Annotated in this window: 18 protein-coding genes; 1 reads left to right on the forward strand and 17 read right to left on the reverse strand. The window is 67.9% G+C overall.

Features of this window, described 5'->3' with window-relative positions; translation table 11 throughout:
- Nucleotides 1-2: 2 nt before the first annotated feature.
- Nucleotides 3-197 carry a ferredoxin gene (locus tag OO71_RS26725; RefSeq protein WP_033292641.1) on the reverse strand — a complete coding sequence of 65 codons (195 nt, stop codon included), beginning with the start codon at nt 195-197 and terminating at the stop codon, nt 3-5.
- A 19-nt stretch (nt 198-216) separates the two neighbouring features.
- On the reverse strand, nt 217-783 hold the full coding sequence (locus tag OO71_RS26730; RefSeq protein WP_033292642.1) for an amino acid synthesis family protein: 567 nt from the start codon (nt 781-783) through the stop codon (nt 217-219).
- Nucleotides 784-985: 202 nt separating this feature from the next.
- Between OO71_RS26730 and OO71_RS47685 the strand changes: the two genes are divergently transcribed.
- Nucleotides 986-2,059 carry a LuxR C-terminal-related transcriptional regulator gene (locus OO71_RS47685; protein ID WP_051792242.1) on the forward strand — a complete coding sequence of 358 codons (1,074 nt, stop codon included), beginning with the start codon at nt 986-988 and terminating at the stop codon, nt 2,057-2,059.
- A gap of 169 nt (nt 2,060-2,228) precedes the next feature.
- Here the strand turns inward: OO71_RS47685 and OO71_RS26740 are convergent, their stop codons facing one another.
- From OO71_RS26740 to OO71_RS26805, 15 genes are all read right to left on the reverse strand, one after another.
- Nucleotides 2,229-3,431 carry an amidohydrolase family protein gene (locus OO71_RS26740; protein ID WP_033292643.1) on the reverse strand — a complete coding sequence of 401 codons (1,203 nt, stop codon included), beginning with the start codon at nt 3,429-3,431 and terminating at the stop codon, nt 2,229-2,231.
- The gene (locus tag OO71_RS26745) at nt 3,428-4,570 is read right to left on the reverse strand and encodes an alpha/beta hydrolase family protein (protein WP_051792262.1); all 1,143 of its coding nucleotides are present in this window, start codon (nt 4,568-4,570) and stop codon (nt 3,428-3,430) included. The genes OO71_RS26740 and OO71_RS26745 overlap by 4 nt, the downstream gene beginning before the upstream one ends.
- 31 nt (nt 4,571-4,601) lie before the next feature.
- Nucleotides 4,602-4,952, reverse strand: a complete 351-nt coding sequence (locus OO71_RS26750) for a hypothetical protein (protein WP_033292644.1) — start codon at nt 4,950-4,952, stop codon at nt 4,602-4,604.
- On the reverse strand, nt 4,945-5,328 hold the full coding sequence (locus OO71_RS26755) for a Rieske (2Fe-2S) protein (protein WP_033292645.1): 384 nt from the start codon (nt 5,326-5,328) through the stop codon (nt 4,945-4,947). The genes OO71_RS26750 and OO71_RS26755 overlap by 8 nt, the downstream gene beginning before the upstream one ends.
- An 18-nt stretch (nt 5,329-5,346) precedes the next feature.
- Entirely contained in the window at nt 5,347-5,946 is a 600-nt protein-coding gene (locus tag OO71_RS47690; RefSeq protein WP_051792265.1) for an amidohydrolase family protein, read from the reverse strand.
- Nucleotides 5,928-6,563 (reverse strand): amidohydrolase family protein, encoded by a 636-nt coding sequence (locus OO71_RS47695; RefSeq protein WP_051792269.1) that lies wholly within the window; start codon nt 6,561-6,563, stop codon nt 5,928-5,930. Before OO71_RS47695 ends, OO71_RS47690 begins: the two co-directional genes overlap by 19 nt.
- On the reverse strand, nt 6,563-6,778 hold the full coding sequence (locus tag OO71_RS26765) for a hypothetical protein (protein ID WP_033292646.1): 216 nt from the start codon (nt 6,776-6,778) through the stop codon (nt 6,563-6,565). The genes OO71_RS47695 and OO71_RS26765 overlap by 1 nt, the downstream gene beginning before the upstream one ends.
- Before the next feature lie 11 nt (nt 6,779-6,789).
- On the reverse strand, nt 6,790-7,272 hold the full coding sequence (locus OO71_RS26770; RefSeq protein WP_162186108.1) for an aromatic-ring-hydroxylating dioxygenase subunit beta: 483 nt from the start codon (nt 7,270-7,272) through the stop codon (nt 6,790-6,792).
- Entirely contained in the window at nt 7,262-8,518 is a 1,257-nt protein-coding gene (locus OO71_RS26775) for an aromatic ring-hydroxylating oxygenase subunit alpha (protein ID WP_162186109.1), read from the reverse strand. Before OO71_RS26775 ends, OO71_RS26770 begins: the two co-directional genes overlap by 11 nt.
- Entirely contained in the window at nt 8,493-9,350 is an 858-nt protein-coding gene (locus OO71_RS26780) for an SDR family NAD(P)-dependent oxidoreductase (protein WP_051792271.1), read from the reverse strand. The genes OO71_RS26775 and OO71_RS26780 overlap by 26 nt, the downstream gene beginning before the upstream one ends.
- A 4-nt stretch (nt 9,351-9,354) precedes the next feature.
- Nucleotides 9,355-10,398: an ABC transporter substrate-binding protein gene (locus OO71_RS26785; RefSeq protein WP_033292649.1), complete on the reverse strand. Its 1,044-nt coding sequence runs from the start codon at nt 10,396-10,398 to the stop codon at nt 9,355-9,357.
- A gap of 28 nt (nt 10,399-10,426) precedes the next feature.
- Complete coding sequence (locus OO71_RS26790) at nt 10,427-11,281, reverse strand: ABC transporter permease (protein WP_051792273.1); 855 nt, start codon at nt 11,279-11,281, stop codon at nt 10,427-10,429.
- Nucleotides 11,278-12,180 (reverse strand): ABC transporter ATP-binding protein, encoded by a 903-nt coding sequence (locus OO71_RS26795; protein WP_051792276.1) that lies wholly within the window; start codon nt 12,178-12,180, stop codon nt 11,278-11,280. Before OO71_RS26795 ends, OO71_RS26790 begins: the two co-directional genes overlap by 4 nt.
- A gap of 48 nt (nt 12,181-12,228) precedes the next feature.
- A complete protein-coding gene (locus OO71_RS26800; RefSeq protein ID WP_033292650.1) occupies nt 12,229-13,662 on the reverse strand; it encodes an aldehyde dehydrogenase in 1,434 nt (477 codons plus the stop codon).
- A 75-nt stretch (nt 13,663-13,737) separates the two neighbouring features.
- Nucleotides 13,738-15,783, reverse strand: a complete 2,046-nt coding sequence (locus OO71_RS26805) for a molybdopterin-containing oxidoreductase family protein (RefSeq protein WP_051792279.1) — start codon at nt 15,781-15,783, stop codon at nt 13,738-13,740.
- Between the last annotated feature and the right edge of the window lie 61 nt (nt 15,784-15,844).

Genomic DNA, 15,844 nt, shown 5'->3' on the forward strand with positions numbered 1-15,844 from the left:
GGCTACCCCTCGAGCGCGAGCGCGTTGGCGGGACAGGCCCGTACCGCTGCGGCCACTGCGTCGCGCAGCTCCTCACCCGGATGCTCCTTCAGGAGGACCACCTTGCCGATGCTCTCTTCGAGATCGAAGACCGTCGGCGCCTCCATCATGCAGCAGGCAAAGCCCTGGCACGCATCGATGTCCACCAGCACTTTCATCTGGTCCTCCTTCTGCTGTTCACGCCTCGGCCGAGACCTCGTCGACCGACATGCCGCCGACCCTGGCATTGATCCGCCCCCGGTTCGCGACGGCGGCGATGATCACCATCTCGTCCGGATGCGGAGCGTCGGGAATCCGGACCTCCAGCGCGTCGTAGTGGCTGCGGACCCAGATCTCGTCCTTGAAGGCCAGCGGGACGTCGATCGTGCTGCCGGCCACGCCCGGTTTCGTGGCCGACGCGATCCACGCCCGGCCACCCCCGATCGCGTCGCGGAACGCGTTGCCGAACACCGACGTCAGGGCCGCGTTCACGTGCTCCTGCTCGCCCGCCAGGCCGACGACTCCGGCTTTTCCGTAACTGTGCACGGGTTCCCCGAGGAGGCGGGCAGCCTCGGTGCCGACGAGTTTCCCGATTTCCCCGGAGGCGTTGATGATCTCCGCGAGGTCGGCGACATAGCCCTTGCCCGCGAACGGGTTCCCGACCACGGCGCACACCGCGACCTTGCGCAGGGCGGGCCCGTCGTCGTCCCGGCCCAGCACTGTGCGGATTTCTTCGACCTGGGAGAAGAGCTTGCGGATGATCATACGAGATCCTTGCACTAGTCGAAGGCTGCGGACACCGGTGGAATCACGCTAGCCGGGCGGGCGGAACGGCGACCGTCCCCGCCGGGGTCAATTCGCGGTCCCGGCGTACCCGGACGGGTACATTCGGCGGTGCCCGCAGCCCTTGAGCAGAGGCGGATTGTGCTTGATACTCCTACAATGGACCTGTCCGAGAGGAGGACTCATGCCGGATCGCAAGCTGTTACAGGCGAGGCATGAGTTCGCCTGCGCGCTTCAGTCGGCGTTGACCTTGGACGAGGTGAGCAAGGTCTTCACCGAGTCGGTGGTCGACGTCATCGGCGCGGACAGCGTGGGAATGTACCGGCTGGGCGCGGATGCGAAGGAAATCCTCGAAATCCGCACCGACGCGTCCGCCGAGTTCCTGGACCAGTACGAGGAATTCGGGCGCGACGACGATCCGGTCCTGAAGTTCGTACTGCGCGAACGGCGCCCGATCGACTCGTCCCGGGTCATTTCCGCGGCGGGCTGGCAGGCGAGCGGCGCCCGCGAAGCACTGGGCGGCGCCGGTTACGCGCACAGCATGGAAACCGCACTCTGCGCCACCGACGTTTTCCTCGGCACCCTCAACTTCGCCCGCACCGAAGCCCGCGAGCCGTTCAGCCGGGACGACCTCACCTCGGCCCGGCTGGTGAGCGAGCAGGTCGGGCTCGCCACCGAACGAGCCCTCCGGTTCGAGCTCGCCGGGTACCGCACGTCCGCCATCGAAGGCGCCCTCGACCGGCTGCCCCAAGCGGTGATCGTGACGAACCTCGATGCCGAGACCATCTTCCGCAACCACGCGGCACGCAGCGACCCAGCGCTCACGGCACCCGGCGGCGCGGTGCAAGCATCGATCGCCGCCGGAATCGACGAGGCGCTGGCGGCATTCCGGACCCAGCGCAAGCGCGTGCACGTGACGGTCGTCGGCGAGGCCGGAAACCAGCGCATCGTGAAAACCCTCCACCTAGGCGACCACCGATCCACCGCGGTGACGCTGGTGTTCGACCGGGGAGGTCCCGCGTCCGCACCGGCCCTGCCCGCCTGGGAGGTGCTGTCGCGGCGCGAGCAGGAGATTGCGCAGCTGATCAGTGAAGGGCTCAGCACGAAGCAGATCGCCGAGCGCGCTTTTATCACGGAGAACACGGTGAAGCAGCATCTCAAGCGGGTGTTCGCCAAGACCAGCGCCCGCAACCGCGCCGAGCTCATCCAGCTGATCTGGTCGTCGGGCCGCCCGGAGCAGGATCCGGACGGCGCTTAGCCACTCAATGCGCCGCGGTTTCCAGATGCGGCATTGCCGGGAAAGCCGCACGGCCCGTGGAGTATTCCGGCTCGCCAAGGAATGCACGACTCCGGCAGTGATCACCGCGGTGATTTCCACCTGATCTGGTCGTCCGGCCGCCCCGAGCACGGTCCCTAAGCGGAACCGCTCAATGCGCCGCACTCTCCAGGTACGGCATCGCCGGGGAAACCCGGGCAAGTCGCGCAGCCCGCGGAGTATTCCGGCTCATCAAGGCACGCAAGACTCCAGCGGTAATCACCGCAGTGATGCCCGGAATGTCACCCACCTCAAGCGCACCCAGCGCGTCGGCCCGGGTCGAGCCCCACGGGGCGTCCAGGACGACGAGATCGGCGGCGCGGCCGACCTCGACCAGACCGGCGGGCAGGTCCCACACCCGGGCGTTGTTCCCGCTCGCGGCGGCCCAGATCATCGCCGGATCGGCGCCCGACAACGAACTCAGCTCGGCGACGGTCTTGAGCACCCCCAGCGGCATGACCCCGGTCCCGGTCGGCGTGTCCGAACCGATGACGACGCGCGCGAAGTGTTCCTCGTGCAGTGCCTTGCGCAGGATCCGGAGCGCTGACTTGAGGTTCCCGGCTTGGACCAGCTGCAGGGCCATCGAGGTCTCGTCGATGATGCGGTCCACCCCGGAGTCCGGCAGCGAGGTCGGCCCGCCATTGAGGTGGCCGCAGACGTCCGGGGCGAGGTACCGCAGGTGTTCCGGCGTGATCGGCTTGCTGCCGGGGATGCTCGCGCCACCGGAGTGGCACATCACCGTGATGCCGTGTGCCTGAGCCGCGCGGACCTGCTCGAAACCGTCCGCCGGGTCGTCGTACCGCCCGAAGCCGAACTTGGCCAGCCGGACACCCGCCGCCTGCAGCTCGGCGAAGTCGCCGTCGGTCAGCTCCGGTTCGAGGACCACGGCACCGGCGTGCACGGTCATCCCGCCCGGATGGAAGTTCTCGAAGCACGTCTTGGCCGCGATCGCGAGTGCTTTCACTCCGGTCGCGCTGTGCGGCCGCCCCTGCGCGTGGATTTCGCCGGGTGACACCACGCTGGTGATGCCCCCATGCACGTAACTGGCAAGGAAGTCGACAGTCTTCTGCCGAGGCGTGTAGTCACCCAGTACGACGTGGCAATGGGAGTCGATCAGGCCGGGTGCAACGGTGGCGCCACAAGCATCGACGACGACCTCCGAAGCAGCGATCTCCTCGGCAAGCTGTTCGCGCGCGCCAATGCCGGTGATAACGCCGTCCCGGCTGATGACTGTGTCGACCCCGTCCAGCACCGGCTGCCGAAAGTCCCCGGAGATGACACAGCCCGCACCGACGACGGCAATGCTGCCGTTCACGCCGTCAGCCGATCCCGGAACCAGTCCGCCAGCCGGGCGACCGCGACCGCCAGGTGGTCGTAACTGCAGTGCAAGGCACCGGCGCCGTCGTAGACGTCGACGGTGACGTCCGGAGTGGTCAGAGCCTCGACGAACTGCCTGGCCCCCTTGATGTCCATGATGATGTCCTTGGTCCCGTGCATGACGTACACCGGGATCTGCAGCGTCTCGGCCACGCCGTCGAGCGTGAACTTCGCCAGCTTGGCTCGCGCTTCGGCGTCGTCCGCGGACCCGGTCAGCCACTGGAGTTGCTGTTGCAGGGGCGGGTAGAACTCGTAGAAGTCGCGCAGGATGCTCCAGGTTCCGCACCACGCGGCAACAGCGCGGACCCGGGGTTCGAAGGCCGCCGCGCGCGGGGCGTAGTAGCCGCCGAAGCTCACGCCGGCGAGGCCCAGCCTCGACATGTCGACGTCCGGCCGGGTTTCCAGGTGGTCGAGGACGGCCGCCACCGGAACCTCGTAATCCGGCCTGCTGTACAGCTTTTTGAAGCGCAGGGAGCTGCCCCGCCCCGGCGTGTCCACGACCACGACGTTCATTCCCCGCTCGGGGAACTGGTTCCCGCCGAGGAAGATGAGCTCCTCGGCCCACGAGTCCGCGCCGCCGAGGAACAGGACGGTGGGACGCCGTTCGCCCGACGCGTCGGGGCGCATGACGTAACCGTCCATGGTGATGTCTTCGAAGGGTACGTGAATCCGCTCGATCACGCCGCCGGACAGCTCGACGGCCCGCCCGAAGTTCCCGGTTCCGGCGCGGTAAGCCGCCTCGCGCCGCGGATCGGCCGTCGCGAGGAAGAACTCCGAATGCCGGAAATAACTGCACGAGCGGAAGAACGCCTTCATCGCGGTATGCCGGTGCCCGGCTTCGAGCTCCCGCTCGGCGAAGGCAGCCGTTTCGCGGGCAGTGCGGTCCCATTCGGCCTGCCAGATCTCGCCATCGGTGGTGCGGTCGCCGATGCGCGCCGCCGTTCTGGCGCACTCGAAGAGATCGGCACCGCCCACGGCGACCTGCGCGAGGAGCCGCATGGTCTGCAGGGACCAGTCCTCATGCTGGGGGAACAGCTCGATGACGGACAACGCGTCCGTGTCCGGAATGCTCGGCATCTCTCAGTCCTCTCGGGCAGCTGAAGAAAGGCTAGGTACAAAAGGGGTCTTGCGGTGTTCCCCCGCCGGGTAGATTCGCGACCTGGCCGCGGGATTCGGAGGCGACGAACCAGATACCGAACTCGAACGGGCTGAGCTCCTGCGAACGGAGAAGCGCCGTGGCGGCAACACACGCCTCGCTGGTGCTCATCTCCAGTTCCTGCGCGAACTCGCCGGCCCGGCGCCCGTTCGCCGCGACCGCGTAAGCCCGGCAAGCCAGCGACAGCAACCTCGACGTCGCCCGCGCGGGGGCGTCAGGCATCGCGGCCCCTTCCTGGACGGCCGCCAGCACCCGCTCCACCTCCGCGGTCGCCGTGCGCAGGGCTTCTTCGAGCTCATTCATCGGTCTCGGCCTCCGGCAGGTCGACGAACACCTGACCGGCCTCTTCCCGGACGGCCACGCTGCGCAGCTGGAGGCGAGGGTCGCCCGGATGCTTGCCGGTCCGGACGTTGTACTCGTAGCCATGCCAGGGACAGACCACGTGCAGGTCACCCGAGAACTGCTCGCCGCGGCTGACTCCCCGCGGATCGACCTCCTCGACGACCCGGTGGACGAGCAGGCCCTGGCCCACCGGGCCGCCCGCATGGAGACAATGGTTACGCCATCCGTAAAGCCGTCCGTCCAGCCGGAAGATGGCGACCTCGACCTCTGCCACGGAGACGACCAACCGGCCGCCCTCCGGAATCTCCGCAGCAGGCGCCACGAGAATGTGCTCCATCGACGTGCCTTTCCGTGTTCAGGCTCCGAGGGAGAACAGCTTCCGGGCGTTCTCCCCCAGGATGTTCCGTTTCTCCTGCTCGGTCAGGAACGGCAGCTCCAGAATCGAGCTCGGGAGGTCGAAGTCCCAGTGCGGCCAGTCGGAGGCGTACATGAGCTGGGACCCGGCGTCGATGGCCCGGAACGTGGACTCCAGCAGCATGAAGTCGTCCCGCTCCATCGGCTGCGAGGTGTAGAACATGTCGCGCATGTACTCGCTGGGACGCCGGGTGAGCAGCGGTGCTTCGGAACTCCGCTTGAGATACTCGCTGTCGAGCCGCTGCATCAGGAAGGGCACCCAGGCAAGCCCGCTCTCGATCCAGATGACCTTCAGCCGCGGGAACTTCTCCGGAAGCCCGTTCATGATCCAGTTCGTCAGGTGCACGATGTTCGCGTGTACAAAGGAGATCGCGTGCATGGAGACGAACTTGTTCATCGTCCGCATCCACTGGTCGTCCCAGGTCGGTCCGGCGTGGAACCCCAGGGGCAGCCCGGTTTCCTCGATGGCCCGGTAGACCGGCATCAGGCTCGCGGCCCAGACCGGGTCGTGGCGCACGCTCGTCACCAGGTAGCCGACCATGCCCGGGCACCGGCCGTCTCTTCGATGATGCGCACGCACATCTCCGGTGACCGCAACGGAAGGTAGGGCATGAACTTGATCCGGGCTTCGGCGGTGCAGACGTTCTCGATGAACCACTTGTCGTAGGCGTAGGCGATCTGGGCCTCACCCTCCGCCACCGGCGACATCCCCATGCCGAGCAGGACGGTGGGAAAGATGACCTGCACGTCGATGCCCATGGCGTCCATGGCCCGCCGCGCCAGGACCACCTCCCGGTACGTCGTCGCGTCGGTCACGGGCTCGAACTGCTGGTTCGCCTCGTGCGCAATGCGGCCGAACATGGCCTGCCAATTGAACCCGACCGGCGACGCCGCGGCGACGTACGCATGCCGTCGGCTGTCGAGTTCGTGATGTGCCCGCGAATTCCGCCGGATCACGGGGTTCTCGATGTACTCGATGACCTCGGACCAGTTCGCGGTGGGCTCCCGATGGGAATCGGCATCGACGACGAAGTAGTCGTCCAAGCCATAGCGCTCCGCTTCCACCCGGGCATGGGCGAGAAGCTCACCCGTCGGCGTCCGGTTGTCGACCACCGACCGCAGCTTCTCGACACGCGGACCAACTCCCTCGCGGGCCATCAAACCCCCTCCCCAAGACGACCCAGCTGCGCGGCGATGATCGCGCGGAAGTCGGCATGGCGCATCGCGGTCAGCGCTTCGATTTCCACTACATCGAGGCAGATTTCGGTGCCCGACTCCTGCCCCACCAGCCGCAGGCGCGGGCCGTTGGCCGTCGTGTCCAGGTGGACCTGGACGGTGCCGAACTCGGTGCGGATTTCGAACCCTTCGCCCACGTGGCATCAGCTCACAGAATCATCGTCAGGTTCGTCAACGGGCTCGCGCTGCCGACCAGGTCGACCCGCTTCCGGGCAATGCGGAACGATTCCGTCCGCCGCAGTACGTGGGTCGCCTTTCCCGCCAGTGTCTGCCCGCGGTCGTAGCGGACCTCGGACAGGACGAACCGCGACGTGACCACCAGGTCGTCCGCCGTGGCGTCGGCGATCCTGATGTTCGAGACGAGATGCGACATCTCCGAACGCGGGAGCTGCCGGTAAGCCGGGCCGTGCGTCAGCCGCCAGACCCGCTCCTCCAAGCGGCTCTGATCGTCGTAGACGTGCGATGTTTCCCGTGTCGCGTCCACGTCGTCGCCGTTCCGGGCGGGGATCCAGTAAATGCCGTCCGCCGTGAAGAGACTTCGCCACTCCTCCAGGCGCCACTCGTCGATCAGTTCCGCTTCGTAGAACAGGAAGTCCGACACCGCAGCCAGGAGGGCCCGATCACTGTTCACCGTCGGCACCTCCGGACATCAGCCGGGCCCAATGGGCGTAGATCGCTCGCTGCGGCAGCTCGTCCGTCGTATCACCGCGGACCTCGCCGTCGGGCGTGTGCTCCTCCTGACCCATGCCCCGGTCGAGCAGCATCCACGGGTTCGCATCCGCCTCGATGGCCTTCTGGATGAGCTCGTAGACCTCGTAGTCGTCCGGCGTGATGAATCCGCCCGGAGGAAACCCTTCCTCATGCTGCCGGAGCCGCTCGGCATTCACGTCATCCGGGGCATTTTCCAGCCACAGCGGGAAAAACTCGACGTCGGTCGCATTCGCGGCCACCGGATGGATGACGCGGACATTGCCGAACGCGAAATACAGGTTGGGAAAGATGATCAGGTTGACCTGGCTCAGCAGGTCGTGGAGGCGTTCCAAGCCGTGTTCCTGCACAACCTGTTCGGCGTACTCGGGATGCCGGTTCCGGAACCTCTCGACGAGATCATCGCTTGCCCGGCGGCACAACAGCACGTGGCCGTTTCCGAGGTCCGCGCTGTAGCCCGCCGCGTCCCGCTTGCTCACGGCCAGGTGGGCCTTCTCCGGCGTCTTCCCCTGAATCGCGAAGAAGCTCTCGTGCAGGCTGATCGCGTGGTAGCCGTCCGGACCCCCGTCGAGCTGGAACTTCCAGTTCCCGCCGAAACGGTGCCGGTTGGACCCCGCGGTCAGGCGGATGCCGTCGAACAGGAAGTACCGGTCGAGATATCCGGCGGCCCGTCCCAGATGTTCCGGGAGGCTCGGCACCTCCGGGGAAATACTGCCGAAAATCAACCCGCGATAGGTCTCCAGCCGGGGAATCGGCACCAGTCCCAGCGCGGGCTTGTCGACCGGAGGCTGGTACCGCGTAGGACCGGGTACTCCCACCAGGTCACCCTGATTGGAGTACGTCCACCCGTGGTAAGGGCAGCGGAAGTAATGGGCGTTGCCCTGGCCTTGACGGCAAACGGTGGAACCACGGTGCCGGCAGCGGTTGAAGAACGCCCGCACCTGCCCGTCTTCGTCCCGGACCAGCACAATGGGCTTACGGCCGATGGTGGTGGTCAGGTAGTCACCGGGGTTCGCCACCTGGGACTCGTGTCCCAAGTAGACCCAGGTGCGGTCGAAGATGTCCCGGAGTTCCGCCTCGTAAATCGCCGGAGACCGGAAGATCTCGCTGTGAATGCGCCCTTGCTGCACCAGGCTGTGCACCTCAAGGGTGCCGGAGTCGCTGAGCACCATTCTCCTTTTGCTCGTGAGATTCGGGTTCTTCGCCCGGCGCGACGAACCCCGATGCGCTGGGTTTCGCTCCGCCGTCGGCGTCGACCACGCAGCCGGTGATGAACGACGATTCGTCGCCGGCCAGGAAGAGGATCGCGTTCGCGATCTCCTCCGCCCTTGCCGGGCGGTTCATCAGATTGGACGCGCCCTGCCGGAGGATCCGCCGCTCCGCCTCCTCGACCGTGACGTCCTTGGCCCTCGCGTACTCGCGCACGTGAAACGGGGTGATCGTCGGCCCCGGGCAGATCGCGTTGACCCGGATTCCTTGCGCGACATGGTCACAGGCCATGTCCCGGGTGAGCGCGATGAGTGCCGCTTTGGTGGAGTCGTACACGGCCCACCCCGGCCTGCCGCGCCGGGCGCCGATCGAGGAGACGTGGACGATGCTGCACCGGCCACTCGTCATCAGCGGGAGACAGTACTTCGAAGACCGGACCGACCCGAACAGGTTGATCTCGAATGCGCGCTGCCACGAGCTCGCCTCCGTCCTCGTCACATCGCCGACCGGCACGCGGATGGCCGCGCAGTTGACCAGGATGTCCACCGCGGGAAAGGTCTCCGCCACGGTACGAAACGCCTGCGCAACGGATGCCTCGTCGGACAGGTCCAGTGCCACCGAAATGACCTCACCAGGGCCGGTGGCGGCGAAATCGGCGGGTTCTGCCGAAGCCAGGTCCAGGAGCGCCACCGACGCACCCTCCCGGACGAAGGTCGCGGCAACGGACCGGCCGATCCCCCCTGCCGCGCCGACCACGACCGCGACCTTCCCGCCGAGACGTCCGGTCACCATGGCGTCAGCTCTTCGGCGCCGGCATGGTCACCAGGTCCTGGTAGGTCACGACCGGCTCGGGCTTGAGCAGTCCCGGGTACGAGTACGCCCGCTTGAGCGCCGCTTCGAGCAGGTCCCGCGGGATGTCCGCGGAATACGCTGCCGTCAGCCGGGATTCGACCGTCTCCAGCGCGCCCGGGTCGAGATTCCCGGCGACCTTGGTGAGCACCTGAGTGTAGGCTTGCTGGTTCGCGCCGTCGTGCAGCCACTTTATCGAGTCGCGGATCCCCTGGCAGAATTTCGCCGCGGTTTCGGGGTTCTGCTTCAGCCAGTCCTGCGATGCGGTGTACCCGCCCGCGTAGTCCCGGTACATTTCCGGGCCGTCCTTGGGCAGGTAGATCATCTCTTCCGCAACCGACTTCGGACCCCTGGTCAGCGCTTCGGCGTCCGGGCTGAACGCCATCGCGACGTCGATGGCTTTACCGCTGAGCGCGCCGGTCAAGGTGGCCCCGCTACCGGTCGTGACGTACGTGATCTTGCCGGGATCGGCGCCGCCCACGCGAATTGCCTGATCGAGCTGGAACTGCAACGACGTCCCGAGCGGCACCGGAAGGCCGAGTTTCTTGCCCTCGAGGGATTTCGCGATCGCCTTCCAGTCGGCGCCCTTCGCGGTCGTGGGGAGACTCGACCCCTTGGGCACGACCAGCGCGGACGGGGTGACCACCTGTGCCCCGCAGCCGTAAGAGAGATGCTGGCCGTGCTGGATGGCCTGTGCCATGTTCGCCACCGGCGACGCCGAGTACTGGGCCGTGTTGCTGAGCAGCAACTGACCCGAGGTGGTACCCGACGGCTGGGTGATGAGCTCCACCTCGACCCCCGCCTGACGGAAGTACCCTTGCGCGATCCCGATCTCGACGGGTACGCGCCAGGAGGAGCCGGTGATGAGCGCGACGGTCAGCTTGGGAGCGCCGCCGCTGCTGCTTTGCTGAGTGCCCGATCCACACGCCACCGCACTTGCCAGCAAGGCCGTGGCAGCGAGCGCTACCGCGATTCGTGTTGTCCGTACCATGGTTTCCGCTTTCTCTGGGTTCGTTGCTTCAGGACTGCCAGCGCAGCAGGCGGCGTTCGGCGAAGCCGAAGACCACGGCGATGATCGTCGCGATGACGAGCAGCTCCAGCAGGAGCGCCCACACGTAGTTGATCCGGAACTGGGTCGAGTAGAAGACGATCTGCAGGCCGAGACCGTCTCTCGCGGCGATCATCTCGCTGGCGATGACGCCGAGCAGGGAGTAGGTCACCGCCAGCCGCAGCCCGGCGAACAGGGCGGGCACGGCGGACGGGAGCACGACTTTCCGTACGTACTCCAGGCGCTTGAGCCCGATGACCTTGGCCATCGTGACGATGTCCGGGTCGATCGACCGCACCGCGCCGCGCATGTTCTCGACCAGGACGAAGAAGATGATCGACGCGGCGAGCACGACTTTCGCGGTGATCGTGAGGCCGAACCAGGCGATGAACAGCGGGGCCAGCGCGATCCGCGGAATGGAGTTGATGGGGACCAGCAGCGGGGCGATCACGCGGTCGCCGTAGCTGCTGGCTCCGATCAGCAGCCCGCAGATGATCCCCAGCAGGGACCCGACCACGAAGGCGACGGCCACCGCTTGCATCGTCGCGGCCGTGTTGGTCCAGGTCGACGCGGTGGTCAGGAAATCGCCCAGCACCTGCCAGACGCCGATGGGTGACCCGTAGAGGTTCTCGTTGAGCAGCCCTTGGTCCACCAGGAGCTGCCACACGCCCAGCAGCACCGCGAGCATGCCGATGCGAATCAGGTTCACGACCGGCCAGGACCTCGCGACCTTCGCTCCGGTGGATTCCCGGGGCAGCACGATCTCCCGGCGGCCCTCGCCACCGGCGGGAGCCGGATCGGGCGACGTGAGTTCGGTGGCGCTCATGCCAGGGTGTCCTTCCGCTCCGGGGTGCCCGCCGCCGGACGGGCCCCGTAGGCCGCCCCTTCGAGCCGCTCGAACAGGTAGTGCTCGATCTCGCGGAACTTGGGGTCGAACACGACCTCGCCCAGCCGGTCGGCACGCGGCCGCGGCAGGTCGATCTGCACGTCCGCGGCAATCCGGCCGGGTGACGGCAGCATGATGACCACCCGGTCGGACAGCAGCGTGGCCTCCTGCAGGTCGTGGGTCACGAAGAGGACCGTTTTCCGTTCGCCGTCGGGCTGTCCCTCCCAGATCCGGAGGAACTCGGCCTGCATGCCGAGGCGGGTACGCGCATCGAGCGCGGCGAACGGCTCGTCCATCAACAGGATCGACGGATCGATCGCCCACGTCCTGGCCAGTGCGACCCGCTGCCGCATGCCTTGCGAAAGATGCGACCGGAAGGCACGCTCGCGGTCGGCCAGCCCGACGAGCTCCAGCATTTCCCGGGCGCGCGTCCGGCGGCGATCCCGTGCCCAGCCACGGGCTTCCATGCCCAGCTCGACATTGCGCAGGACGGTGCGCCACGGCAGCAGGGCGTCGCGGGCGAACATGTAGCCGATGTCGAGGTTCTGCGGTTTCACCGGCGCGCCGTCGACCGTGCAGCGTCCGGTGGTCGGCTGGACCAGCCCGGCCACCATGTTGAGCAAGGTCGTCTTGCCGCATCCGGTGGCCCCGACGAGCGTGACGAACTCACCGCGGCGGATGTCCAGGTTGATGTTGTCGAGTGCCTGGGTGGCGGCCGGGACACTGTCCGCGGTGGACTTGTCCCGGGACGGGAACACCACCGAAACGTCCCGGCAGGAAATGAGCTCGGGACCGGTGGCCTCGATCGGCACCGGCTGCGGTGGCTGGGGGCTGGACATCGTTGTCCTCCGTATTCGTTCGGCGGTGGCCCGGCGGACGGTCAGGTCTCAACTCGGCAGTTCGGGGACGGTCATGGCGACGAACTTCGGTTCGGTGTAGAACTCCCTGCTGAACTCGCCGCCCTCGCGCCCCCACCCCGAGTCCGCGAAACCGCCGAAGGGCGCCCGCAAATCCCGGACCAGGAAGCAGTTGACCCAGATCGTCCCCGCCCGGAGCCGGCGCGCAACTCGATGCGCGCGGGACAGGTTCTCGGTGAAGAGCAGTGCGCTCAGCCCGTACCGGGTGTCGTTGGCGGCGCGGACGACCTCGGCCTCGGAGTCGAACGGCGTGACCGTGACGACCGGCCCGAAGACCTCGTCACGCTGGATCGCGGCGTCGGCGGCGACGTCGGCGATCACGGTGGGACGGATCAGCCAGCCCTCGCCGCCTCCGCCGGTGAGCACTGTTCCGGGGCATTCCCGGAGATAGCGGCTCACCTTGCGGTGGTGCTCCGCCGAGGCCACCGGGCCGAGCTCGGTGGCCGGGTCCTTCGGGTCGCCGGTCACGAGTTCTTCGGCGGCACCGACGAATCGCTTCAGGAAGTCGTCCAGGATCGGGCGCTCGACGTACAGCCTGCTGCCGGCGAGGCAGACCTGTCCGGCATTGGTGTAGATGCCCTTGATCGACCAGCTCACCGCGGCGTCGAGATCGGCGTCGGCGAAGACGATGTTGGCGCCCTTCCCGCCGAGTTCGAGGCTCACCGGCGTCAGGTTGCGCGCCGCGGCCGCGGTGATGACCCGCCCGGTGGTCGACTCTCCGGTGAAGCTGATCCGGTCCACCCGGGGGTCTTCGGTGAGTGCCGCGCCCGCCGACATCGGCCCGTAGCCGTGCACGACGTTGACGACGCCCGGCGGGATCCCGGCTTCGAGCGCCAGCCTTCCCAGCATCGTCGCCGAAACGGGCGTGGTTTCGGCGGGTTTGAGCACCACGGTGTTGCCCCACGCCAACGCGGGGGCGACTTTGGAGCTCTCCAGCATGAGCGGGTAGTTCCACGGCGCGATCGCGGCGACGACCCCGGCCGGCTCGTACCGGCTGTAGCCGTGGTGCCCGCTGTCCATCGGGTACGTTTCCGCGGTCGCGAGCCGGGCGTGGTCGGCGAAGAACCGGAATGTCTGTGCTGTCCGCGGGAGATCCCAGGTCATCGCCGCGGTGATCGGCTTGCCCATGTCGCGGGTGTCGGCCATCGCCAGCTCGGCGGCGTTCTCGTCGATGAGACCGGCCAGCCGGTGCAACGCCGCCCCGCGCTCGGCGAACCCCATCCGGGGCCAGGGCCCCTCGTCGAAGGCGCGGCGGGCGGCGGTCACGGCGAGCGCGGCCTCCGCGGTACCGCCCTCGGCCACCTCGGCCCACGCCTCGCGCAGGTAGGGGTCGATCGAGGACATGCTTGCCCCGTCGGCGGATTCACGTTCCGCACCGTCGATGATGTGCCCAAAGGAGTCCATCCGGACGTCTCCTGTCGCCGATCGTGAGCCGACGTTAGGTCGCGCCGCAGGCCGTGTCACCGGATGCGGTGCACATCACCTCGGCCGCTCTTGTGCGCGATGCATGGGTTCTTGTAGAGCGAGGTCCGCGGGAAGCGCCGTCATGACCGGGAGGCCGGTGAGCTCGTCGATGTCGTCGTGTTCGGACGTGAGATCGCAGACGTTGGTACCGGCGAAGCCATGCGGGATGTAGATCGTCCCGCGGGACACTCGTTTGTCACGATGGGCGGTCAGCCGGAGACTGCCGTGCCGGGTGGTGACGACGACCGGATCGCCGTCCGAGATCCGGAGTTCCTCAGCGTCTTCCGGGTTGATGGACGCGAGGGGACGATCCGGGATCCGGGCGCCGGTTCCGTCGGTCAGCTGCGAGTTGACGTGGCGCCGCTGGCGGCCCGCGATCACCCGGAAACCCGGCTGCGGCGGCCCGGCGCTCAGCTTCGCCAGCTGATCGACGAACGGCTGGGGCGCCAGGCGCCAGCGACCGTCCGGCAGCGCCTTTTCCACCCACCCGTAATGCCTCGGCTCCACGCTCAGCCCGTGCGGTGCCTGCATCAGCTCATCGAAGTCGGCCCCGGTGGACTCCACGATCCGGCGGGCCAGGTGTTCCTCGGTGACGGCGTCCGGGTCGGCTCCGTCCGGCAGGATCGCGTGCCCGAGCCGCTTGGCGAGCTGGGCGAGGTGCCACCAGGTGGGGCGGCGGTCGCCGCCGGGCGGGACGAGCGCGGGGGTGTACTGGTTTCCCTGGGTGATGTGGATGAAGTCGATCGGCCAGATGTCCGCCCGTTCCAGCTGCCCGGTCGACGGAAGGACGTGCGTGGCCAGTGCGGTCGTCTCGGTCGGGATCACGTCCGAGACCACCAGCAGGTCCAGTTTCCGCAACGCCGCGGCGAGCCGGCGCGGCTGCGGGATCGCGACGATCGGGTTGCCGCCGACCACGACGAGCGCCCGCAGGTTCCCCGCCTCGATCTCGTCGGCCAGTGCCGCACAGGGATATTCGCCCCACCGCGCCGGAAGTTCGGGGCGGCTCGGCGGGCCGGGCGCCGGGGTGCCGTCGCGCGGCGGCCATGGCCGCTCGTGGAACCGCCGGAGCAAACCGGGGTTGAAGAACATGCCGCCCGGCCGGTCGTGGGACTGGGTGATGATGTTCAGGACCCAGACGAGCCACACGCTCACGTTCGCGCCGGCCTGGAACGTCACCCCGGTGCTTTCCGTGACCGCGATGCGCCCGGCACGCCGGATCGCGCCGAGCAACGCCTCGAGATCTTCCCGGCGGAGTCCCGTTTCGGCGACGGCCCGGTCCAGGGTGAAGGAGGCGACAGCGGCACGGACCGTCTCGACGCCGTCCGCATACGCGGCGAGGTACTGGTAGTCGGCGCCTTGCTCCAGCAGCTCCCGGACCAGGAAGGCGAGCAGCGCGTGGTCGGTGCCGGCGCGAATCTCCAGATGCCGGGTGGCCAGCTCGGCGGTTTCCGTGCGCCGGGGGTCGACGACCCACAGCTCCCCTTGGCTCGCCCACTTCCGCAGCTGGGCACTCGGCATGCTCAGGGAGTAGCTGTGCCCGTGCGAGACGACCGGGTTCCCGCCCAGCCACAGGACGAACCGGGCGTCGTCGTCCGGTCCGGGCAGCAGCGCCGGATGCCCGGCGATGACCTCGGCCGCCAGCAGCGAGGCCGGGTTGTCGATGGTCCGGGTGCTGTAGACGCTCGCGGTTTCCAGGGCTTGGATGAACCGCTGCGCGGCGACCTTGCCCAGGCTGTCGAACCAGCCGGCGGTACCGATGAAGAAGCCGACGGCGTCGGGGCCGTGTTCGTCGATGATGCGCCGCAGCCCGGCACTTGCGTCGTCGAGGGCCGCATTCCAGTCCAGTGGCGTGCCGCGGACGATCGGCACGTCGAGCCGGTCCGGGTGGTGGTGCCACGCGCCCATCGCCCGGCCTTTGGGGCAGAGATAACCACGGCTGACCGGGTTGGCCTCATCGCCGCGCACCCGGGTGACGGTCGTCCCGTCGAGGTCGACGACGGCGCCGCACCAGCTGGGACAGAGCCGGCAGAAGGTGATCGAGTGGGATGTTTCCGGTTCCATCACGGCTCCCTGCCCGGCTTCCCGGCGGAAACCGTTCGCCTTTTTCCGGATGCTAGCTCCG

This window comes from Amycolatopsis jejuensis (assembly GCF_000717335.1).
Lineage (GTDB): Bacteria > Actinomycetota > Actinomycetes > Mycobacteriales > Pseudonocardiaceae > Amycolatopsis > Amycolatopsis jejuensis.

Bases quoted from the DNA above. Each gene is read 5' to 3' on its own strand.
- OO71_RS26755 (WP_033292645.1), bottom strand. From the start codon at position 5,328: ATGGAGCACATTCTCGTGGCGCCTGCTGCGGAGATTCCGGAGGGCGGC.
- OO71_RS26725 (WP_033292641.1), bottom strand. From the start codon at position 197: ATGAAAGTGCTGGTGGACATCGATGCGTGCCAGGGCTTTGCCTGCTGC.
- OO71_RS26750 (WP_033292644.1), bottom strand. From the start codon at position 4,952: ATGAATGAGCTCGAAGAAGCCCTGCGCACGGCGACCGCGGAGGTGGAG.
- OO71_RS47685 (WP_051792242.1), top strand. From the start codon at position 986: ATGCCGGATCGCAAGCTGTTACAGGCGAGGCATGAGTTCGCCTGCGCG.
- OO71_RS47695 (WP_051792269.1), bottom strand. From the start codon at position 6,563: ATGGCCCGCGAGGGAGTTGGTCCGCGTGTCGAGAAGCTGCGGTCGGTG.
- OO71_RS26730 (WP_033292642.1), bottom strand. From the start codon at position 783: ATGATCATCCGCAAGCTCTTCTCCCAGGTCGAAGAAATCCGCACAGTG.
- OO71_RS26795 (WP_051792276.1), bottom strand. From the start codon at position 12,180: ATGTCCAGCCCCCAGCCACCGCAGCCGGTGCCGATCGAGGCCACCGGT.
- OO71_RS26805 (WP_051792279.1), bottom strand. From the start codon at position 15,783: ATGGAACCGGAAACATCCCACTCGATCACCTTCTGCCGGCTCTGTCCC.
- OO71_RS26790 (WP_051792273.1), bottom strand. From the start codon at position 11,281: ATGAGCGCCACCGAACTCACGTCGCCCGATCCGGCTCCCGCCGGTGGC.
- OO71_RS26745 (WP_051792262.1), bottom strand. From the start codon at position 4,570: ATGCCGAGCATTCCGGACACGGACGCGTTGTCCGTCATCGAGCTGTTC.
- OO71_RS47690 (WP_051792265.1), bottom strand. From the start codon at position 5,946: ATGGTCGGCTACCTGGTGACGAGCGTGCGCCACGACCCGGTCTGGGCC.
- OO71_RS26780 (WP_051792271.1), bottom strand. From the start codon at position 9,350: ATGGTGACCGGACGTCTCGGCGGGAAGGTCGCGGTCGTGGTCGGCGCG.
- OO71_RS26785 (WP_033292649.1), bottom strand. From the start codon at position 10,398: ATGGTACGGACAACACGAATCGCGGTAGCGCTCGCTGCCACGGCCTTG.
- OO71_RS26800 (WP_033292650.1), bottom strand. From the start codon at position 13,662: ATGGACTCCTTTGGGCACATCATCGACGGTGCGGAACGTGAATCCGCC.